Consider the following 21,766-nt stretch of genomic DNA (forward strand, 5'->3'; position numbering starts at 1 on the left):
GCCTGGGCGCCAGGGCCCGGGCGGCGGGTTCGCCAACGGGACGGTTCGCCGGCGCGTCCCCGTGGGACGTTCCACGACCACGCCGCGCGTTGGCGATCGCGGTCAGGGCCTGGCAGCGGATCAGAGTTCCAGGAGCATCCGGGTGTTGCCCAGGGTGTTGGGCTTGGCCCGGGCCAGATCGAGGAACTCGGCGACGCCGTCGTCATGGGAGCGGACGATCTCGGCGAAGGCATCGGTGCCCACGGGCGTCCCCGTGATCTCCTGGAAGCCGTGCCGGTTGAAGAAGCCGACCTCGAAGGTCAGGCAGAACAGGCGCTTGAGGTCCAGGGAGCGCGCCCTGATGATGAGGGCGCGCAGCAGCGCCGAGCCGACGCCGCGCCCCTTGAGGCGGGGGTCCACCGCCAGGGTGCGGACCTCAGCGATGTCATCCCACATGACGTGCAGCGCGCCGCAGCCCACGATCCGCCCCGGCTCGATGCCCGTGGGGCGTGCGGTCCCCGGCACCGGGGGCAGCTCGGCGACGGTGAACTCCTGGATGTCCTCGAAGTAGGTGATGAGGTCCTTGGCGACCAGGATCCGCCTCTCGGCGAAGGGCCGGACAAGCTCGGCGATCGCGCGCACGTCCGCCGGGCGAGCGGGCCGCAGGATCGGGAGGCTCTCCCGCTCAGCCGCCGGGCCGCCCGGCGCAGCGCCCGATCCATTGCCTGCAGCGGGCGCCTGAGCGTGGGAAGGCTTGGGCTCTTTCACGGGGGTCACCGATCCACCCTACTCAGTCTCGTTCAGCGCGCCAGGATCGCGGAGGCCGTGGTTGAATCGGTGACGACGGCGGTGGCGAAGCCGGCGGCGAGGGCCACGCGCATCGGCAGCGCCTTGTCCGGCCCGTGGCCCGCCATGATCCGCCGGCCCGGCCCGGCGAGCGCCTCCAGGCCGATGGAGATGACGCGGTCCTCCACCTCGGGGATGACGGGCGCGCCGCGGGAGTCGACGAAGTGGGAGAAGAAGTCGGCCACCGCCCCCTTGGCGCGCAGTCGCTCCATCACCCCCTTCTTGAGGTATCCCGAGCGCACGAGGATGGAATCGTCGCGGATCGCCCCGGGCGAGTAGAGGATGGTGTCGGCGCCAGCGGCGTCGCGCAGCGTGCGGGCGATGCTCGGCTCCTGGCGCAGGCGCTGGGCCAGCTCGACGTCGCGCACGAAGGCCGGGGCGGGCAGGAGGCGCCCGACCCCCTGACCCTTGCGCGCGATGAGGCTGATCGATCGCCCGATGACGTCGTCATCGTCATCGGAGCGGATGAGCCCGCCGAAGGCCTGGTAGACCTTGAGTCCGCTCGTCCAGCGTTCGGGCATGGCCTGGGCGACCGCCGCGACGGTGCGCCCCCAGGACACACCGAGGGTCGCCGGGCGCGGGCGCAGCCCGGTGAGGTAGTCGCTCGTCGCGGAGGCGACGATGCGCCGGGCGGTCCGCGCCTCCTCATCGCAAGTGACGACGATGGCGTCGGCGATGCCGAAGGCATCGCGCAGCCGGTTCTCCAAGGGACGGTCGCGGGCGTTCGGATGAACGATCGAGATGGTGATCATCCCGCAGTCCCGGGCCTCCTCCAGCAGGCGCCCGACGGTCCATCGCGAGCACATGAGGCGGTCGGCGATGGCCGCCTGCGTGAGGCGCTCGTAGTAGTAGAGTTCGGCGGCCCGCAGCATGAGGGCTTCGCGCTCTGAGTCAGTCATCATCATCCTCCCCAGGCTCCGGGCGCTGCGCGGCCCCGGTCCCGCCGGGCGCCGCGCAGCGCCATGCGCGTCGCTCAGTGCCGGCCGGCCTCGCCCGGCGCGGGCTCGTTGGCCCGGCGCCTCAGGGCGTCGGCCCGCAGCGCCTTGAGGGCGTGCATCGTCTCGTCCCCGCGCCCGAAGAGCCCATGGAGATGGCGGTAGATCTCGTAGAGGCGATCGTATTGAACCGCCGCGCTCTCGTTGGGCTCGTAGATCCTCTCGGAGACGCCGCCCATCGCGGTCGCCGCGGCGGGCAGGTCCGGGTGGGCGCCGGCGGCGACGGCCGCGAAGATCGAGGAGCCGTGGGCCCCGGCCTGGATGGTGGAGGCGGTCAGCAGGGGTCTCCTGGTGATGTCGGCGTACATCTGCATGAGGAACCCGTCCTTGATGAGGCCGCCGGCAACGCGCACCTCGGTGACGGGCACGCCGTGGGACTCGAAGTTCTCGATGATGACGCGGGCACCGAAGGCGGTGGACTCCAGGAGCGCGCGGTACTGGTCCTCGGGGCGGGTCACGAGCGTCTGGCCGATCATGAGGCCGGTGAGCTGGGAGTCGACCAGTGGGGACCGGTTGCCGTTCCACCAGTCGAGGGCCACCAGGCCGTGCTCGCCGATCTCCTGCTCGGCGGCCAGGCGGGCCAGGAGCGCGAAGATCGAGACGCCCTCGGACTCGGCCTGGATGAAGTACGAGCGCGGCACGTTGTTCTCGATGAACCAGGCAAAGGAGTCTCCCACCGCGCTCTGACCGGCCTCGTAGCCCCATGTGCCCTCGGAGATGCCGCCGTCGACGACGCCGAAGACGCCCGGCACCTCCACGCACTCCTCAGCGGGCAGGACCCAGCAGGTCGAGGTGCCGAGGATCCCGGTGAGCTGACCGGGGCGAACCGCGTTGACCGAGGCGGCGTGGACATGGGCGTCGATGTTGCCCGCGGCCACGGGGGTGCCCTCGCGCAGTCCGAAGGCCTGGGCGTACTCCGCCCTCAGGCCCCCCACGGCTGTTCCGAGCGGGGCGATCGGGTGGCTCATGCGCGTGGCGTAGACGTCGGCGAAGTCGGGGTTGAGGGCGCCGAGGAGCTCCTCGGAGGGGTAGACGCCGTCCTGGAGCATGCGCTTGTAGCCGGAATCGGAGGCCGAGTAGGCCAAGGTTCCGGTCAGGCGCCATGTGAGCCAGTCGAGCATGTCGACGATCTCTGCCGTAGCGGCGTAGAGGTCAGGGGCCTTCTCGAGGGTCTCCAGCGCCTTGGGCAGGAGCATCTCGGCTGACAGGATGCCGCCGTAACGGGGCAGCCAGGCCTCGCCGCGCTTCTTGGCGAGCTCGACGATGCGGTCGGCCTGGCCCTGCGCCCCATGGTGCTTCCACAGCTTGACGTAGGCGTGGGGGTTGTTAGCGAATTCGGGCTTGTCGCACATGGGCACGCCGTCGGAATCGGTGACGACGACGGTGGCGGAGGTGACGTCGAGCCCCACCCCGATGATGTCGGCGCTACTCACCCTGGAGGCGCGCACGGCGGCGGCGCTGGCGGCACACATGGACTCCAGGTAGTCGCCGGGCACCTGGAGGGCGAACTCCGGGGGCAGCTCGCGGTTGTCACCTGCGGTTAAGCGCCGGTCCATGATCGGGGTGGCGTACTCGCTCACGGCATCGGCGAGGATCTCGCCGTCGGATACGCGGGTGACGACGGCGCGCACGGACAGCGTGCCGAAGTCGAGGCCCAGGGTGCAGGCCCCGTTCCTGGAGGGCGCTCCTGTGATTGTCATGGTGCTCATCGCTCCTTCGCATTCAGGGTCACGGTGGGTGGTCGGTCAGGGGCCCAGCGGGCCCCGCGTGCTGCCGGGTCTCGGCCGGCGGTCAGCCCCGCTCCTCGTGGGGGTGGCGCCCCCAGTAGCCCTGGGGGGAGAAGAGGGCGTCGACGACGTCGTCGAGCAGCCCGAGGTCGGTCAGGGCATCAAGGATGGTGTAGCGGGGCCGGATCATCTGGGCCTTGGCGTGGGTCGCTCGGAAGCGCCCCATGTCGATCCCGATCATCTCGGGATGGTAGGGCGCGCCCACGGCCTTGAGGCGGTCGGCCACCTCCTGCGGGCTCATGAGCAGGGGGCGGACCCGCTCGACCACGCGCGGCCAGGCCCTCTTGATGGCGGTGATGCGCTCACGCAGGGCGTCACCGGTGAGGTTCTTGCCGACGGCGTGCCCCACCGCCTCCTGCGCGATGCGCGGGATGAGGGCCCGGCGCACGGCGGCCTCGATCTCCCCATCGGCGCGGGCCCGCGCGACGACCTCGTCGGCGTCGATCGCCTCCACGAAACCGGGTCCGCGGCTCAGGATCTCCTCCCACATGGCGCAGGAGGCGATGGTGCCGATGCCGACCTTCATGCCGTGGGACAGCGGCGGCTCCCAGTCCAGGCCGTGCCCCTCCATCTCCCACACGTGGGAGAACTGGTGCCCCGCCCCGGAGGCGGGTCGGGAGGACTGGGCGGCCTGCATGGCCAGCCCGGACATGATGTTGCCCTCGGCCAGGCCCCTGATGGCCCCGGGGTCTCCCGCTCCGATGCGCCCGGGGTCGGCCAGGGCGTCGCGCAGCGGGCCCTGGACCAGGTCCCACACGTCGTCGTCGATGGGCTCGATGCCGAGTTCGTCGGCGAGCACCCAGTCGGCCCCGGCGGGGATCTTCTCGATGAGGTCGCCGTAGCCGGTGGCGGTCAGTCGCCTGGGGGCGGCGGCGATGACGCCGAGGTCCGCCACGAGGCCCGCGGGGGCCGGGCAGCCGCGGGTGATCTTGAAGCCGTCCTTGGAGATCGAGGCCCCGAAGGAGGCGTAGCCGTCCACGGAGGCGGCGGTGCACACGTTCATGTAGGGGCGGGAGAGCTCCCCGGAAGCGAGCTTGGCGATGTCGTTGAGCGTGCCCGCGGCGATGGAGCACACGATGGCGTCCTCGAAGGGCCTGATGCGCTCGCGCAGGATCTCGACGTTCTCATAGCCGGCGTAGAGCGTCGAGGTGCCGGGGAAGATGCAGGGCTCGATGGCCTCGACCCCGGCGGCCGCCAGGGAGTCCACCACGGGCCGGCCCGCCGCGGCGAAGGTGTTCTCGTCGGCGACGACGATGGCCCGCTTGCCGGGGAACAGATCGGCGAAGAGGGGGCCCGTGGCGCCCAGGGCGTCGTCGCCAAAGGCAATGCGCCTGGTATCGGTCGCGGTGGCAAGGGCCCGGGTGATGAGGTCGGTGTTCGAGAACTGTGTCATGGATCGTGCTTCCTTCCTGGGATTCAGGCGCGTCAGACGAGGTGGTCGACCATCCCGTGGGAGAGATCCCGCAGGCGCGGGTAGGTCTCCATGTACTTGCGGAGGTAGAACCGGTACTCCTCGTGGACGTCTGGGCGCGGCTCGATGCGGTCGGTCTCGCGCACCATGTTTCGGACGGCGTCCTGGATGGAGGGGTACTGCCCGGCGCCGACGGCCGCGAGCACGCACGAGCCCAGGACGACGGCGTCGCCCACCTCGGTGAGGGTGACGGGAACACCGGTGACATCGGCGTGCATCTGCATCCAGTCACGGGACTTGGTGGCGCCGCCGCAGGCGACGAGCTCGGTGGTGGCGAAGCCGGCGTCCTTGAACGCCCGCAGCACGTGGGCGGTTCCGTAGCAGACGGCCTCCTGGATGGCCCGGTAGAACTCCTCGGGCGTGGTGCCCAGGGTGAGTCCCCATACGATGCCGCGCGCCTTGGAGTCGGTGTACGGGGTGCGGTTGCCCTGGAAGTACTCGTTGATGATGAGGCCGTTGGAGCCGACCGGCACATGGGCGCTGCGCTCGTCCAGGATCTTGTAGGGGTTGTAGCCCAGGCGCTCCGCGGCGGAGGCGACGTCGGCGGCGAAGTTGTCCTTGAACCACTTGAGCACGGAGCCCGAGGAGACCAGGCCGCCCTCGCAGGTGTACTGGCCGGGCAGGACGCCGTCGGTGTAGCCGCCGAAGAAGCCGCTGCCGTGCAGGGGCTTGGGCGACTGGCCGGTGATGACATGGGAGGAGCCGGTGATGATGGCGGTCTTGCCGGGCTCGACGACGCCCAGGCCGATCTGCCCCGCCCAGGCGTCGGCGCAGCCCTGGGCGACCGGCGTCCCGGGCAGTAGGCCGAGGTCGCTGGCGGCGGCGGTGGTCAGCCCGCCGACGGGCATGCCGAGGTCGAGAATGCGCTCGGGGATTTTGTCGAAGACGTCGCCGCAGCCGATGTGCTCGTAGAACTCGACCGGCCAGCCGCCCTTGTCGCGGTTGTAGTACATGCGCAGGGCCGCGGAGTTGATGTTGAGGGTCCACTCGCCGGTGAGCTTGTGGGTGAGCCACTCGGGGGCGTCGACGAGCCGGTGGGCGGCCCTGTAGACCTCGGGCTCGTTCTCCTTGAGCCAGGCGGCCTTGAAGGGGTACCACTCGGCGGTCGCCCCCATGGTGCCGCCGCCGTTGTACAGGCGGGCCCAGTGGTCGATCGTCTCGGCGCGGGCGGCCTGCTCGGAGGCTCGCACATCCATCCACATGATCGCCGGGCGCAACTCCCGGCCGTTGGCGTCCACGGCGACGACGGTCATCGTCGTAGCGTCATAGGAGATGCCGGCGATGTGGCGGCCGGGGATGCCCGTCTCGTTGAGGACCCGGTAGACGGCAGCCCTGAGGGCGTCCCACCAGTCTCCGGGGCTCTGCTCGGCCCGGCCCGGGCGGGGGTGGGCGGTGGGGTAGGGGGCGGCGGCGAAGGCGATCGGGTGACCGGAGAGGTCGAAGATCGCCGCGCGGCAGGACTCCGTTCCGAAATCGATGCCGAGCAGGTAGGGGCCTTCGTATCCAGGACTGACCATCGTTGGTCTCCTTTCCTCGTGTCGTCTCTTCGTGTCGTGGCGCCGGTGCCGTCGCGTGATCGGCGTCGGACGGGCTTGGTCAGGGGACGGGGTCGGCGTCCTCGCTCCAGCCGAGCTCCTCCCACGCGGCGGCGGGGATGAGCCGGTCGATGCGGTCCAGGACGTAGGTGGGGCGGTCGGCGCTGTCGAGGGCCAGGGCCTCGGCGAGGGTGGACTCACCCGTGAGCGGCATCGCGGAGCGCATGCCGGTGCGCGCCGCCATCTGGATATCCGTGCTGAGCCGGTCGCCGACCATCACGCACCGCTCGGACCTGACGTCGAGGTCGCCGATGGCGGCCTGGAGCATCGAGGCGTTGGGCTTGCCGATGACGGTGCGGCAGGTGGTGCCGGTACAGGCCTCGATCGCGGCGATGACGGCGGCGCAGTCGGGCTGACCGCGCCCACCGGGGAAGGGGCAGAAGCGGTCGGGGTTGGTGGCGATGAGGAAGGCCCGCTTGTGGAACCAGATGGCGTCGAAGGCGATCTGGAGCTTGCGGTAATCGAAGGCGCGGTCGTAGGAGGCGATGACGATGTCGATCTCCTCGGGGTCCTCGCTCTGCGCGATGCCGGCCCGGGCCAGCGCGCGCTTGAGCGGATCCTCGGCGATGGCGAAGACGGTGGCATCAGGGTGGTGGGACGTCAGCCAGCGCACGGTGGTGACCACCGTGTTGGCGATCTCGCCCACCGGGGTCGGCAGGCCGAGGCGGGCGAGCTTGTCGGCGTACTGGTCGGGGTCCTTGGTGGGGTTGTTGGACAGGAAGCGCACGGGGATGGCCCGGCGGCGCAGCTCGGTGATGAGGCGCTTGGCTCCCGGCAGGAGCTGATCGCCGAGGTAGATGGTGCCGTCCATGTCGAAGACGTAGGCGTCGTAGAACTCGGTGGGCCAGTCGTGGGCGGTGCTGGGGGCGGTGTTGGGTGGACGCGTGTCGCTCATGAGTGCTTCCAGGGGTCATGGGGGCGTTTCGGGCAGGGGCTCCCCGGGAACGCCCCGGTCGGAGGCGGAGGAGTCAGACGGCGAGCAGGGTCAAGTGGATGAGGGTGGTCATGATCCAGATCACCCCGGCTGGCGGGTCGATGTGCGTGTCGCCGTGGTAGTAGGTGAGGCGCGCGATGACGAACTCGGCGACGGAGCCCGACAGGACACCGAAGACGGTGCCGATGGCCAGGGCCGCCCATCCATTGCCGGTGGCGAGCCAGAACTGCGCGCCGGCCAGGCCCGCGATGATGGTGATGTGGTGGGTGACATTGACCCTCTGCCCTGCCACCAGCAGGAAGATGCAAAGAGCTGAGATGGCGAAGGGCAGGGTGTGGGCATTGCCCACTACTGCGGCCGCCGCGTCCTCGGGCAGGTGCGCCCGGGCGTAGGAGGCCAGCACGATCGCGCCGCCGGAGGCCATGACGGCGGCCCCCAGGGCGACGGTGCCGAGCTGCCCCGGCGTCTCCTGGTGATCGAGCCAGCGGTGCGAGCCCTGTGGCCGGGTCGGGGCGTGGAGGACGCCGGTGGAGCCGAAGATGAGGCGGGAGGCGCAGCCGGACAGGAACACCGTCAGGGCCACGGAGTCGGTGTGGCTTCCGAACCAGGGGATGAGCGCGATGAGTCGCTGCACGATCAAACCTGCCACCCCGAATCCCGCGGCCACCCACAGGACCGAGGGATCCTTGAGGCTGCCCAGCGGCGTATCGATATCCCGCCCGGTGGCGAGCAGCTTCTTCTTCGCCGAGTAGGCAGATCCGGCGGCGGCTCCCGCGAAGGCAATATGCGGCCCGAAGACGGGCCCGAAGGCGACATAGTCGAAGAAGAAGGTGCTGCCCGTCGAAGCGGCGATCCCGAAACCGGTCAGGATCATGACGCCGGTGAATCCGAAGGCGTTATTCGCTCCGACGATGGCGCCGATAATACCTCCGACGCAGGCCGCCAGGAGCCAGAACAAATTCAGGTTCTCCAGTAGGGGAAATGTTGTATCAGGTGTCATTCTTCATCCTTGAGGTGCTGCGGTGGTCGGGGAGCGCCTCACCCGGGCGCGCAGGGAGTTGACTAGGGGCGGGGCGGGGATCAGACGCCGGACTCGTAGGACTCCAGGGCGGCCACCTTGCGGGCCGACGGCGAGGAGGGGTCGAAGACATGGCCGAGCCACTCGCTCACGAGCCTTCGGGCGAGCTCGATGCCGATGACGCGCTGGCCGAGGGTCAGAACCTGGGCGTTATTGGACTTAATGAGGCGCTCCACCGAGAAAGAGTCATGGGCGACGCAGGCGCGGATACCAGGGACCTTGTTGGCACTGATCGCCATACCCATTCCGGTGCCACAGAGCAGGAGGCCGCGATCAGCGTCGCCATCAGAGATCATCCGGGCGGCTTTCACGGCGACGTGGGGGTAATCAATGCTCTCCCCTTCCGACACGCCGGCGTCGATCACCTTATCGACGCGCGGATCACCATTGAGATCCCTCGCCAGCGCCTCCTTGTAATCAATGGCGGCGTCATCACAGGCAACGACGATTCTGTATCCCATATGCGGCCTCCTCGCTCGCCCGCACCATTCCGCCTGGAACCTCTCAAGCCCCGGGGAGAGACGGATGATGCGGTGGTTGATACGCGCTTCTCATATTCCTGAATTGCGGCGAATTCGACAATCGGTTGCACACATGAGCAGTTTCCGCCGAGCCCCTGCCGCCGCGCCGGAGCCGGTGGTATCGCACCGCGCCCAGAGCGCTCAGCGCCCTGGCGCCCCCGGCGCCCCCGCCGGGGGCGCGCACATATGAGCGGCGCGGCGCTGGCTCCCGGCGCCTCGGCGTGCTTCGTTAGTGTGTGAATCAACAACCGCACCAGCCCAGCCCAGGGACCGCCGTCCTAGGAGGAACGCATGACCGCACCCGCACTGTTGACCGACCTCGACCTCAAGGCCATCGCCGCGTCCAAGGCGCTGGCGGCCGACGCCGTCGAGAAGGCCGGATCCGGGCACCCCGGCACCCCCATCTCCCTGGCCGGCGTCGCCTACCTGCTCTATCAGAAGGAGATGGCCGGCGATCCCGCCGACCCGGCCTGGCTGGGCCGCGACCGCTTCGTGCTGTCCATCGGGCACGCCTCACTGCTCCAGTACATCCAGCTCGCCCTGGCCGGCTACGGCCTGGAGATCAGCGACATCGCCGCCCTGCGCTCATGGGGCTCCCTCACCCCGGGCCACCCCGAGTTCGGGCACACCGCCGGCATCGAGACCACCACCGGGCCGCTGGGCGCGGGAATCGCCAACGCCGTGGGCATGGCCATGGCCGCGCGCAGGGAGCACGGCCTCTTCGACGCCTCCACCCCCGCCGGAGAGTCCGTCTTCGACCACTACGTCTACACAATCGTGGGCGACGGGTGCCTCCAGGAGGGCGTGGCCTCCGAGGCCGCCTCCCTGGCGGGCACCCAGCAGCTGGGCAACCTCATCGCCATCTACGACGACAACGACATCTCCATCGAGGGCAACACCGACATCGCCTTCACCGAGGACCCCTCCGCCCGCTTCGCCGCCTACGGCTGGCAGGTGCTCGACGTCGACTGGAAGGCCGGCGGCCAGTACCGCGAGGACTACGACGCGCTGCACGCCGCCCTCGTCCAGGCGCGCGCCGAGACCGCCCGGCCCACGCTCATCCGCCTGCGCACGATCATCGCCTGGCCCTCACCCACCAAGCAGGGCGATGAGTCCTCGCACGGCGCCAAGCTCGGCGCCGAGGAGGTCGCCGGCCTCAAGCGGGCCCTCGGGCTCGACCCGGAGGCCGACTTCCAGATGCCGTCCGAGGTCCTGGAGCACACCCGCGCCCAGGCCGCTAAGCGCGCCGCCGCCCTGCGCGCCGACTGGGACGCCCGCTTCGCCGCCTGGCAGACCGCCGCCCCCGAGGGCTCCGCGCTTCTGGAGCGCCTGCGCGCCGGTCGGCTCCCCGAGGGTCTGGACGCCGCCCTGCCCCGCTGGGAGCCCGGCGACACCGTGGCCACTCGATCCGCCTCCGGCAAGACCCTGAGCGCCCTCGCCCCCGTGGTGCCCGAGCTGTGGGGCGGCTCGGCGGACCTGGCGGGGTCGAACAACACGACGATGGCCGGCGAGCCCTCCTTCCTGCCGCCCTCCCTGGCGGTGGGCCAGGGCGACGGCCCCTACGGGCGCACCATCCACTTCGGGGTCCGCGAGCACGCGATGGGCTCGATCCTCAATGGCATCGCCCTGGATGGCCTGACCCGCCCCTACGGCGGCACCTTCATGGTGTTCTCCGACTACATGCGCCCGGCCGTGCGCCTGGCGGCGCTTATGGGCATCGGCTCGGTGTTCGTCTGGACCCACGACTCCATCGGCGTGGGTGAGGACGGCCCCACCCACCAGCCCATCGAGCACCTGGCGGCCCTCCGCGCCATCCCGGGCTTCGCCGTCGTGCGGCCCGCGGACGCCAACGAGACCGCGGCCGCCTGGGCGGAGATCCTGCGCCGCCGCCGCGAGCCGGTCGGCGTGGTCCTGTCGCGCCAGAACCTCACCGTGAGCGCCACCCCCGAGGCTGCCGCCGAGGGCGTGCGCCGGGGCGCCTATGTCCTGGCCGACGCCGTCGACGCCTCCGGGGCGCCGGCCGATCCCGCCGTCGTCATCATCGCCACCGGCTCCGAGGTGGGCGTGGCCATGGACGCGCGCGAGCGCCTGGGCGCCGCGGGCACCCCGGCCCGCGTGGTCTCCGCGCCGTGCCTGGAGTGGTTCGCCGAGCAGGACGAGGCCTACCGCGCCTCCGTGCTGCCCGCCGGTGCCGTGCGGGTCTCCGTGGAGGCCGGCATCGCGATGGGCTGGCGCGAGATCGTGGGCGACTCGGGGGCGATCGTGTCCCTCGACCACTACGGCGCCTCAGCGCCCGGACCGCGCCTGTTCGAGGAGTACGGCTTCACCGGCAAGCATGTCGCCGAGGCGGCCGCCCAAGCCCTCGCCCGCGCCTGACGCCACCCCGGCGAGACCGGTCGAAAATAGGAGCGAAACCGGTTCGTGAACCGGTTTCGCTCCTATTTTCGACCGGTCTCGCATATTGGGGGAGGCTATGGGGCGGAGGCTAGATCGAGGACGGCGCGCGCGGTGGCGTCGTCAACAACCAGATCCGTGGCCACCCGCGCCCGAAGCGCCGCCAGCAGGGCGGGCGCCTTCGCCCTCCCCGCCACCACGCACAGGCGCCTGGGGATGCGCGCGAGCTGGGCCGGAGTGGGGCCCGTGGCCCGCGCGTTGAGGGCAATATCGCTCCAGGACCCGTCGGCGCGCAGCAGCACGGTGCACACGTCGCCCACCACCCGCTCCCGGCGCAGCGCCACGCGGTCGGCGCGGCTGACATGCCCGCCCTCGTATACCTGCGAGGGCAGGACGCCCTGAACCACTGACCCGACGCCGAAGACCGCCAGGTCGGCGCTGCGCGCCAGCGCCAGCACCCGGCGCACGGAGCGCTCGGACCACATCGCCTCGCGCGTGGCCACATGATCGAAGAAGGCGGGGACGGGGAAGGCGACCACGCGCGCGCCCAGCGCGTGGCCCACCCGCGAGAGCACCTCGCCGGCGCTGGGCCCCACCTCCATCGGATCCGTGGCGCCGTTGAGCTGGACCACGGTCACCCCCGGAACCTGCCGCGCTGGCAGGGCCACGCTCACCTCGGACATGGTGGTCCCCCAGGCGATACCGACGACGACGCCCCGGCCACCCGCCCTCGCCGCCCCCTCGGCGCCCCCCATCTCGGCGTCATCGGCACCGGACCCCACCGGCACCCCCGGCGCCTCAGCAGCGCGCCGCTCGGCCAACTCGGCGACGAGCTCGACCATCCGGGCAGCCGCGACACCCGCGACCTGCTGGAGCCGATGGATCTCGGTGGTTCCCTCGCGCACGGGCACGATCTGGGCGCGCACGCCGAAGAGGGTGGCGAGCCGCCCCTCGATGGAGCCGGCGCCCCCCGGCTGGGTGAGTTCGATGCGCACGATGCCCGTCGCCCTGGCGCGGTCCAGGAGCCGGGAGACGGTCGAGCGAGACACCCCCAGGTGGTGGGCGATCACCTCCATGGTCTCGCCCTGCACGTAGTACATCGACGCCGCCTCATAGGCCCGCAGCAGGGTGGAACTCTCGCCGGAAATGTTGGAATTCCGGGAAGAATCGTGGCTCCGAGTGCTCATGTTCCTCCGCTTCACGCTCCGGCTCTGCACGTTCGTGCAGCGCGCTTGCCCATCCTCTCACAAGCCTCGACGATGTGTCACAGGGAACAATCGCCGCCCTGACAGCCGCGCCAGAGACGCAGCCGCTCACCGTCGAGACCGAGGAGCCACCATGCCAAGCCCAGCACCCGCGCCACTGCGATCCACAGCCCTCAACCGGGAGCAGCGCGTCGAGGCGCTCGCCGCCCTGTCCGCGAACGGCCCCACCGACGAGCCCCTCGACGTCCTGGTCATCGGCGGGGGCGTCACTGGCGCCGGGATCGCCGTCGACGCCGTCTCCCGCGGCCTTCGCACCGGCATCGTCGAGATGGGCGACTGGGCCTCCGGCACGTCGTCGTGGTCCTCCAAGCTCATCCACGGAGGCCTGCGCTACCTCTACCAGGCGAACTTCGCCCTCGTTCACGAGGCCCTCACCGAGCGCGGCCGCCTCCTGACCACCACCGCTCCCCACCTCGTCAAGGCCCAGCCCTTCCTGTGGCCACTCAAGCACCACTACGAGCGCACCTACTCCGCCGTCGGCGTGGGCATGTACGACGCCCTGGCCGTCGCCGGCGCCCGCGGGCACAAGACCGTGCCCGTCCAGAAGCACCTGGGCAAGAAGGGCACCGCCGCCCTCGCCCCCGCGCTGGACACCAGCCACCTGGCCGGCGCCATCCGCTTCTACGACGCCCGCGTGGACGACTCGCGCCTGGTCATCGACCTCGTGCGCACCGCTGTCGGCCTGGGCGCCCACGCCGCCAACCGCACCCGCGTCACCGGCTTCCTCAAGGACGACGAGGGCCGCGTCCTCGGCGTGTCCGCCACGGACCTTGCCTCCGGCGAGGAGATCGAGATCCGCGCGACCCGCACCATCAACGCCACCGGCGTGTGGACCGAGGAGGTCCAGGACATGGCCACCACCGAGGGCGGCCTCAAGGTCCTGGCGTCCAAGGGCATCCACATCGTCGTGCCCAAGACCGCGATCGACGCCGAGACCGGCATCTTCCTGCGCACCGAGAAGTCCGTGCTCTTCATCATCCCGTGGCCCGAGTACTGGGTCATCGGCACCACGGACACCCCCTGGACCGAGGACATCGCCAAGCCCGTGGCCACCAGCGCGGATATCGACTACGTCCTCGAGCACGCCAACTCCGTGCTCACCCGCCCGATTCGCCGCGAGGACATCATCGGCGTCTACGCGGGCCTGCGCCCGCTGCTCCAGCCCCGTCTCAAGCCGGGCGCCAAGGCAGCCTCCACGAAGGTCTCCCGCGAGCACACCGTCACCCGCGTGGCCCCCGGCCTGACCGCCATCGCCGGCGGCAAGCTGACCACCTACCGCGTCATGGGCGTCGACGCCGTCGACCACGCCCTGGGCGAGGCCCTCGCCCACGCCCACCCCAGCCGCACCGAGAACCTGCCGCTCGTGGGCGCCCAGGGCTACGAGGAGTTGGCCGGCCGCGCCGCCCAGCTCGCGGCGGAGCGCGACTGGACGCTGGCGCGCATCACCCACCTCCTGGACCGCTACGGCGACGAGACCGCCGACATCCTGGAGCTCATCGACGCCGACGCCGCGGCCGAGGACTCCCAGCGCCTGGGCGAGCCCCTGAACGGCGCGCCCACCTACCTGCGGGCCGAGGTCGCCTGGGCCGTCACCCACGAGGGCGCCGAGCACCTCGAGGATGTCCTGCTGCACCGCGTGCGCCTGGACGTCTCCCACCGCGACCGCGGCCTGTCGGTGGCCGAGGAGATCCTGGGGATCATGGCGCCACTCCTCCGTTGGTCTGACAAGGACGCCGCGAGCGAGCTAGCCTCGTATGCCGAGAGGGTGAAGCAGATCGCCGACGCCGAGGCCGAGACAACCGACGCCGACGCGGTCGCCAAGCTCACCCGATCGATCTGATTAGAGCGTGCGCCCGCTCGGGCGAGTGGGCGCACGTGCCTCTCCCCCGTCCCTGGTAACCCCCATGGCACGTTGACGTGCAGAAAGTGATTCTTCATATGAGCCTTGCTCAGATCTTCTTCTCGGAGTTCCTCGGAACTGCGATCCTCCTCCTGCTCGGTGGAGGCGTCGTCGCGACGAACCTGCTGCCCAAGTCCAAGGGCAAGGACAGCGGGTGGCTCCTCATCAACTGGGGGTGGGGCCTGGCGGTGTTCGCCGGCGTCTACGTCGCCTACAGCACCGGCGGCCACCTCAACCCCGCGGTGACGATCGCCAAGGTCGTCGCCCACATGTTCGACTCCAGCGTCACGCTCAACGGCCCGGAGCTGGGCGCCGGCGGCATCGCCGTGAGCGCCACGAACGTGCTCATCTACATCGTCGCCCAGTTCCTGGGCGCCTTCGCCGGCGCCGTCCTGTGCTGGCTGACCTTCAAGCAGCACTTCGACGAGGACTGCGACCCGGCCCTCAAGCTCGGCGTCTTCTCCACCGGCCCTGAGATCCGCTCCTACGGCTGGAACACCCTGACCGAGGCCATCGGCACCGCCGTCCTGATCATCTGGGTCCTCGTGTCCGGTCACACGCAGAGCGCCATCGGCCCCCTCGGCGTGGCCCTCATCATCGTGGGCATCGGCAACTCGCTCGGCGGCCCGACCGGGTACGCCATCAACCCCGCCCGTGACCTCGCCCCGCGCGTCGCGCACGCCATCCTGCCCATCAAGGGCAAGGGCGGATCCGACTGGGGCTACTCGTGGGTCCCGGTGGTCGGCCCGATCCTGGGCGCCATCGTCGCCACGGTGATCGTCTTCGCCTCCGGCCTCGCCTGACCCGCATCGGGGCGGCCCCGGTACCCGCCCGGGGCCGCCCCGGTACCCGCCCCCCCTCACAAAGAAGTGAAAGGAAACCCCATGACCGAGAAGAAGTACGTCCTCGCCATCGATCAGGGCACGACGTCCTCGCGCGCCATCCTGTTCAATCACTCCGGTGAGATCGTCTCCGTCGGCCAGAAGGAGTTCACGCAGATCTTCCCCAACCCCGGCTGGGTCGAGCACGACCCCGTGGAGATCTGGGAGTCCGTGCGCTCCGTCGTCGCCGACGCGCTGCAGAAGGCGGAGACCAACCGCCACGAGGTCGCCGCCGTCGGCATCACGAATCAGCGCGAGACCACGATCGTGTGGGACAAGAACACGGGCAAGCCCGTGTACAACGCCCTCGTGTGGCAGGACGTGCGCACGGGGGACATCGTCCGGGAGATCGCCGACGGCGACCCGCTGGGCACCGAGCGCTACCGCCAGATCACCGGTGAGAACGTCTCCACCTACCCCTCGGCCACGAAGATCAAGTGGATCCTCGACAACGTCGAGGGGGCCCGCGAGCGCGCGGAGGCCGGCGACCTGCTCTTCGGCACCCCGGACACGTGGGTCCTGTGGAACCTCACCGGAGGGATCAATGGCGGCGTCCACGCCACCGACGTCACCAACGCCTCCCGCACCCTCCTCATGGACGTGCGCACCCTGACCTGGCGCGAGGACATCTGCGCCGACTTCGGCATCCCGATGTCCATGCTTCCCGAGATCAAGTCCTCCTCCGAGATCTATGGGTACGGCCGCAAGAACGGCCTGCTGGTGGACACCCCGATCTCCGGGATCCTCGGCGATCAGCAGGCGGCGACCTTCGGGCAGGCCTGCTTCGAGAAGGGCATGGCCAAGAACACCTACGGCACCGGCTGCTTCACGCTCATGAACACCGGCACCGAGCCCGTCTTCTCCTCCAACGGCCTGCTGACCACCGTGCTGTACAAGCTCGGCGACGAGGCCCCGGTCTACGCCCTGGAGGGCTCGATCGCGGTGGCCGGCTCCCTGGTGCAGTGGCTGCGCGACAACCTCGGCATGATCGCCACGTCCTCCGAGATCGGCGAGCTCGCCGCGAGCGTGGAGGACAACGGCGGGGTGTACTTCGTCCCGGCCTTCTCCGGCCTGTTCGCCCCTTACTGGCGCGACGAGGCCCGCGGCGCGATCGTGGGCCTGACCCGCTACGTGACCAAGGGCCACATCGCCCGCGCGGTCGAGGAGTCGACGGCGTTCCAGTCCGCCGAGGTGCTCGACGCCATGAACGCTGACGCGGGCGTGCCGCTCAAGGAGCTCAAGGTCGACGGCGGCATGACCCACGACGACCTCCTCATGCAGTTCCAGGCGGACATCTCGGGCTGCGACGTCGTGCGCCCCTCGGTGGTGGAGACGACGGCGCTGGGCGCGGCCTACGCCGCCGGCCTCGCGGTGGGCTTCTGGGCCTCCACCGATGACGTCATCGCCAACTGGCAGGAGGGCAAGCGCTGGACGCCGTCGATGGACGCCTCCGAGCGCGACCGCGCCTACCGCCTGTGGAAGAAGGCCGTGACCCGGACCTTCGACTGGGTGGACGAGGACGTCAAGTAACCGCCGCCCCTGACCGGCCGGCCCTGCTGCCCCCACTGGTCTCCTGAGGCCCCTGGCGCCCGCGCCGGGGGCCTCAGCGCGTCCTCACCCCCGAGATACCGTCTCGGGGGTGAGGACGCACGAGCTGGCCGAGGGGCGGCGAACCGCCCCTTGCGAACGACTCGTCACCTCCCTATCATTTAAGCGTGAACGCAAACGCTAAACTCTCTCTTGTGCGCGACGACGGCGCCGCCCCGCGCCCCACCATGAGCGACGCCGAGACCCAGGAGACCGCCGAGCTCGCGGCCGAGGTCTTCTCCCTGCTTGCCGATGCCACGCGCATCCGCATCATCGCCCTGCTGGAGGAGGAGGGGGAACTCTCCTCCGGCGTCCTGGCCGAGCGCACCGGCCGCAGCGCCGCCGCCGTCTCCCAGCACCTGGCCAAGCTCCGCCTCGGGCACGTCGTCGCCTCGCGCGGCGAGGGCCCCCGCGTCTACTACCGACTCATCGACGAGCACGCCCGCATCCTCGTGCGCCAGGCCGTCTTCCAGGCCCAGCACGTCACCGGGAACCTGCCCGCCGACCACCGGATCGGAGTGGATCATGATTGAGACCGCCCCTGAGCGCGTCGAGCCCACACCTCGCCCCCGGCGCGATCCGGCATCCTCGACTCCCCCTCCCACCGAGGCCCCCGAGTCGCTCCTCAACCGGATCGAGACCGCCGACGCCGCCCGCGTCATCCTCGTCGCCGTCGGCGCGCTGGCCGCCTGGGTCGCCCGCCTGGAGGGCGCGCCGGGGTGGGCGCTGGCGACGATCGGCACCGCCGTCCTGGCGGCCGGATGCTGGCCCATCGCCGTTGAGGCCTGGGGCGACCTGCGCGAGCGGCGCATGAGCATGGAGCTGTCCATGCTGCTGGCCATCGCGGCGGCCGCCGTCATCGGACAGTGGGGCACGGCCCTGCTCATCGCCCTGTTCGTGCTCGTGGCCGAGATCCTGGAGGAACTGTGCATGGAGCGGGGGCGCGACGCGCTCACCGGCCTCATGACCTTCCTGCCGCGCACGGCCCGCGTCATCATCGACGGCGAGCAGCACGAGACCCCCATCGATGACCTCGCCCCGGGCCAGGTCATCGCCCTGCGCCCCGGTGGGAGGGTCCCGGCCGACGGCGTCGTGCGCAGGGGCAGCGCCGACATCGACCAGTCCCGGATCACCGGGGAGTCCATGCCGGTGACCGTGAGCGCGGGCGATCCCGTGCCCGCCGGTTCGATCACCCAGGGGCCCCTCGAGCTCGAGGTGACGAAGGCGGGCGAGGATTCCTCCTTCGGGAGGATCATCGCCGCCGTGCGCGCCGCGCAGGACAGCCGAGCCCCCGTCCACCGCTTGGCGGACGTGCTCGCCGCCCGCATCGTCTACCTGGCCCTCGGCCTGGCTCTCCTCACCCTTGTCGTCACGCGGGACACCCGGGCCACGATCTCCGTGGTCATCGCCGCCGGCGCCTGCGGCGTCGCGGCCGGCACGCCCCTGGCCGTCCTGGCATCCGTCGCCCGGTGCGCGCGCACCGGGGCCTTCGTCAAGGACGGGGCGCATCTGGAGAGCCTGTCCGCCGTCGACACCGTGGTGCTGGACAAGACCGGCACGCTCACGACCGGCGCGCCGCGCGTGATCGCCCTGAGCCCCACCGACGGCGGCCCGGGCGCGGAGGACTCCATGCTCCGCCTGGCCGCGGCCGCGGAGTGGAACACGGAGCACCCCATCGGGCGGGCCATCGTCGAGAGGGCCCGCGAGCGCGGCCTGGCCCTCCCCTCGCCCGAGTCCACCCGCTACACCCCCGGCATGGGCGTCGAGGCCATTGTCGAGGGGCGGCGAGTGAGGGTCGGCCGCCTCGACGCCGATCAGGCCTCCAGGGGGCTCGCCGGACTGACGGGCCCCGCGGAGGACCTGCCCGCGGGCACCACCGCCGTCCAGGTCGTCGTCGACGGCGCCACGGCGGGGATCATTCTGGTGGCCGACGAGCTGCGCGAGGGGGCGGCGCTGATGCTCTCCCAGATCCGTGACATGGGCCTCGATGTGCTCATGCTCACCGGGGACGCGCCGTCGACGGCCGCGAGGATCGGGGCCGAGCTGGGCCTGGCCCCCGAGCGGATCTGCGCCGGGCTGCTGCCCCACGACAAGGGCGCGATCATCGGCGAGCTGCGCGCGGCGGGCCATCGCGTGGCGATGGTCGGCGACGGCATCAACGACGCCCCCGCCCTGTCGGCCGCCGATGTGGGCATCGCCATGGGCTCGGGCACGGACGTGGCCCGGGAGGCGGGGGACATCGTCCTGGTGGGCTCTGACCCGCTCTCCCTGGCGCGCACGATCCGCATCGCCCGCAGGGCCCGGCGGATCATCATGGCGAACTTCATCGGGACCATCGCCGTGGACGCCGTGGCCATGGGGCTGGCCGCTCTGGGCATGCTGGGCCCGATCGCCGCCGCGCTCGTGCATGTGGGCTCCGAGAGCGCCTTCATCCTCAACTCCGCGCGCCTGGCGCCCGGCCCCCGGCGCTGAGCGACGGCGGGCCGGCCTCGGAGCGCCACCCGGCGCGGAACCCATCAGCCCGGCATCCCCGGCTCGCACCGCGCGCCGGGGATGTCGGGTACTCTCGCCTAGGACGTTCGTCCACTTGCCGCGCCCGGGGCGACTCGGCGTGGCGGGATCCACCCCTTCCCGGGCCTTCAGATGGCACGAGGCACCGCGCCCGAGCCACCTCGCAGACCCGGAAACTGACCAGCAACGACGCCGGAGGTCCTCATGGCATCAGCCTTCCCTGCCAGCGCTCTCCCAGCGGTCCTCGCGACGGGTTTCACGCCGTCGACGAGCGCCGTCGGGGACAGTGTCTACCTGACCGCCCTCGTGGGGCTCGTACCCCTAGCGTCCTTCTTCATCCTCATGGGGGCCTTCAAGGTCAAGACCCACTGGTGCGCGCTCATCTCGCTGGCGATCTCCATGGTCATCGCCCTCTTCTTCGGGATGCCGGTGGTCCTGACCGTCATGAGCGCCACCCAGGGCGCCGTCTTCGGCCTCATGCCGATCATCTACATCATCATCGCGGCCGTGTGGCTCTACAACCTCACCGAGTCCTCCGGGCGCAGCGCGGACCTCAAGGCGATCTTCAACGTCATCGGCAAGGGCGACCAGCGCGCCCAGGCGCTCATCATCGCCTTCTCCTTCTGCGGGCTCATGGAGGGACTGGCGGGCTTCGGCGCGCCCGTGGCCATCACCTGCGCCCTGCTGGTGAGCCTGGGGCTGCCCAAGATCAAGGCGGCCGTGGCCGCGATCGTGGGCAACGCGATCAACGTCGGGTTCGGCGCCATGGCCATCCCCGTGACCACCGCCGGCCAGCTGGGCGGGGAGGACCCCGTCGAGGTCGCCACCCGCATGGGGCATCTCACCTGGATCTTCGCGGCCTTCATCCCCCTGATCCTGCTGCAGATCATCGACGGGATGCGGGGCATCAGGCAGTTGTGGCCGCTGGCGATCGCGATCGGCCTGGCCACCGGCGCGGGGCACTTCTTCGTCTCCTCGAGCTCGTACGAGCTGACCGCCGTGGCCGCCTCCCTGCTGGGCCTGGCCGCCGGCTACGCCTTCCTGCTCGCCTGGACCCCGACCACGCCCGAGGAGTTCCGCACCTTCGTGGCCGAGGAGGACAAGCCCGACGGCGCCCGCGTGGGACTCGCCCTGCTGCCCTACGTGCTCGTCGTCATCATCATCGCCATCACCAAGTTGTGGAGGATCGGCGTGGACCTGCCCGCGGTGCTGAAGTCCAAGGACCTGCCGATCCACTGGCCCGGGGTCCACGGCCAGCTCTTGGGCGCTGACGGCCAGCCCTCGCCATCAGGCACTTACACCCTTCAGATCCTGTCCAACCCGGGCACGTGGATCTTCGTCACCGGCATCATCGTGGCCATCGTCTACGGCACGCGCTCCTCCGGCGGGCGGTACCGCACGAGCGTGGGCACCATGTTCGCCGTCCTGCCCAAGACGATCCACAACCTGCGCCTGGCGATCCTGACCATCGCCTCGGTCATGGCACTGGCCTACGTCATGAACTTCTCCGGCCAGACCACGGCGATCGGCGCGGCACTGGCGTCGACCGGCGCCTTCTTCGCCTTCCTCGCCCCGATCCTGGGCTGGGTGGGCACCGGCGTGGCGGGCTCGGCGACCTCCGCCGGCGCCCTGTTCGCCAAGCTCCAGGCGACGGCCGCCCAGGGCGCCGGTCTCGACGCGCGCATCCTGCTGGCGGGCAACACGATCGGCGGCGGCCTGGGCAAGATCATCTCCCCGCAGAACCTGGCGGTGGCCTCCACCGCGATCGACGAACCCGGGTCGGACGCCCAGATCCTCAAGAAAGTGGCGCCCTACTCGATCGGCCTGCTGATCCTCCTGTGCGCGCTGATCTTCGTCGGCTCACAGGGCTGGCTGGGCGCCTACATGCCCATCCGCTGAGCCGGCCGAGGCGGCGCCCAGCGCCCCTGACCCAGCTTCGACCCAGCCCACCCACTCAACCGCCCCCTCGCGCCACCCGCGCGAGGGGGCGGTCCCGCTGGGGCCCACCTGAGAAAACATCAC

16 protein-coding genes are annotated in these 21,766 nt (G+C 70.8%); 7 read left to right on the top strand and 9 right to left on the bottom strand.

Going from position 1 to position 21,766, the window contains the following annotated elements; translation table 11 throughout:
• Window positions 1-120: 120 nt before the first annotated feature.
• The 8 genes from GVV76_RS03260 to GVV76_RS03295 all read right to left on the bottom strand — a co-directional run bounded on the left by GVV76_RS03260 (window position 121) and on the right by GVV76_RS03295 (window position 9,146).
• Window positions 121-756, bottom strand: coding sequence for an amino-acid N-acetyltransferase (locus GVV76_RS03260; RefSeq protein WP_159624916.1), 636 nt, complete (start codon window positions 754-756; stop codon window positions 121-123).
• Between the two features lie 23 nt (window positions 757-779).
• Window positions 780-1,724 carry a sugar-binding transcriptional regulator gene (locus tag GVV76_RS03265; RefSeq protein ID WP_159624918.1) on the bottom strand — a complete coding sequence of 315 codons (945 nt, stop codon included), beginning with the start codon at window positions 1,722-1,724 and terminating at the stop codon, window positions 780-782.
• A 74-nt stretch (window positions 1,725-1,798) separates the two neighbouring features.
• On the bottom strand, window positions 1,799-3,529 hold the full coding sequence (locus GVV76_RS03270; RefSeq protein WP_236263185.1) for a ribulokinase: 1,731 nt from the start codon (window positions 3,527-3,529) through the stop codon (window positions 1,799-1,801).
• A gap of 82 nt (window positions 3,530-3,611) precedes the next feature.
• The gene (locus GVV76_RS03275) at window positions 3,612-5,000 is read right to left on the bottom strand and encodes a sn-glycerol-1-phosphate dehydrogenase (RefSeq protein ID WP_159624920.1); all 1,389 of its coding nucleotides are present in this window, start codon (window positions 4,998-5,000) and stop codon (window positions 3,612-3,614) included.
• A gap of 32 nt (window positions 5,001-5,032) precedes the next feature.
• A complete protein-coding gene (locus tag GVV76_RS03280; RefSeq protein WP_159522185.1) occupies window positions 5,033-6,595 on the bottom strand; it encodes an FGGY-family carbohydrate kinase in 1,563 nt (520 codons plus the stop codon).
• A 79-nt stretch (window positions 6,596-6,674) separates the two neighbouring features.
• A complete protein-coding gene (locus GVV76_RS03285) occupies window positions 6,675-7,568 on the bottom strand; it encodes an HAD-IIA family hydrolase (RefSeq protein WP_159624922.1) in 894 nt (297 codons plus the stop codon).
• 73 nt (window positions 7,569-7,641) lie between these two features.
• On the bottom strand, window positions 7,642-8,607 hold the full coding sequence (locus GVV76_RS03290) for a hypothetical protein (protein WP_159624924.1): 966 nt from the start codon (window positions 8,605-8,607) through the stop codon (window positions 7,642-7,644).
• 80 nt (window positions 8,608-8,687) lie between these two features.
• On the bottom strand, window positions 8,688-9,146 hold the full coding sequence (locus tag GVV76_RS03295; RefSeq protein WP_159522179.1) for a ribose-5-phosphate isomerase: 459 nt from the start codon (window positions 9,144-9,146) through the stop codon (window positions 8,688-8,690).
• Window positions 9,147-9,497: 351 nt separating this feature from the next.
• Between GVV76_RS03295 and tkt the strand changes: the two genes are divergently transcribed.
• The gene (tkt, locus tag GVV76_RS03300) at window positions 9,498-11,582 is read left to right on the top strand and encodes a transketolase (protein WP_159624927.1); all 2,085 of its coding nucleotides are present in this window, start codon (window positions 9,498-9,500) and stop codon (window positions 11,580-11,582) included.
• Between the two features lie 95 nt (window positions 11,583-11,677).
• On the opposite strand, the gene GVV76_RS03305 is transcribed toward tkt, so the two are convergent.
• Entirely contained in the window at window positions 11,678-12,787 is a 1,110-nt protein-coding gene (locus GVV76_RS03305; RefSeq protein WP_201292187.1) for a sugar-binding transcriptional regulator, read from the bottom strand.
• A 151-nt stretch (window positions 12,788-12,938) separates the two neighbouring features.
• Between GVV76_RS03305 and GVV76_RS03310 the strand changes: the two genes are divergently transcribed.
• From GVV76_RS03310 to GVV76_RS03335, 6 genes are all read left to right on the top strand, one after another.
• The gene (locus GVV76_RS03310) at window positions 12,939-14,705 is read left to right on the top strand and encodes a glycerol-3-phosphate dehydrogenase/oxidase (protein WP_159522175.1); all 1,767 of its coding nucleotides are present in this window, start codon (window positions 12,939-12,941) and stop codon (window positions 14,703-14,705) included.
• Window positions 14,706-14,803: 98 nt separating this feature from the next.
• The gene (locus tag GVV76_RS03315) at window positions 14,804-15,568 is read left to right on the top strand and encodes an MIP/aquaporin family protein (RefSeq protein WP_159522173.1); all 765 of its coding nucleotides are present in this window, start codon (window positions 14,804-14,806) and stop codon (window positions 15,566-15,568) included.
• 81 nt (window positions 15,569-15,649) lie between these two features.
• Complete coding sequence (gene glpK, locus GVV76_RS03320; RefSeq protein WP_159522171.1) at window positions 15,650-17,176, top strand: glycerol kinase GlpK; 1,527 nt, start codon at window positions 15,650-15,652, stop codon at window positions 17,174-17,176.
• Between the two features lie 185 nt (window positions 17,177-17,361).
• Window positions 17,362-17,766, top strand: a complete 405-nt coding sequence (locus GVV76_RS03325) for an ArsR/SmtB family transcription factor (protein ID WP_235925199.1) — start codon at window positions 17,362-17,364, stop codon at window positions 17,764-17,766.
• Window positions 17,759-19,705 (top strand): heavy metal translocating P-type ATPase, encoded by a 1,947-nt coding sequence (locus GVV76_RS03330; protein WP_159624929.1) that lies wholly within the window; start codon window positions 17,759-17,761, stop codon window positions 19,703-19,705. The genes GVV76_RS03325 and GVV76_RS03330 overlap by 8 nt, the downstream gene beginning before the upstream one ends.
• A 243-nt stretch (window positions 19,706-19,948) precedes the next feature.
• A complete protein-coding gene (locus GVV76_RS03335) occupies window positions 19,949-21,643 on the top strand; it encodes an L-lactate permease (RefSeq protein ID WP_159522167.1) in 1,695 nt (564 codons plus the stop codon).
• The last annotated feature ends 123 nt before the right edge of the window (window positions 21,644-21,766 follow it).

Source organism: Actinomyces sp. zg296, from assembly GCF_009829695.1.
GTDB classification, from domain to species: Bacteria; Actinomycetota; Actinomycetes; order Actinomycetales; family Actinomycetaceae; genus Actinomyces; species Actinomyces marmotae.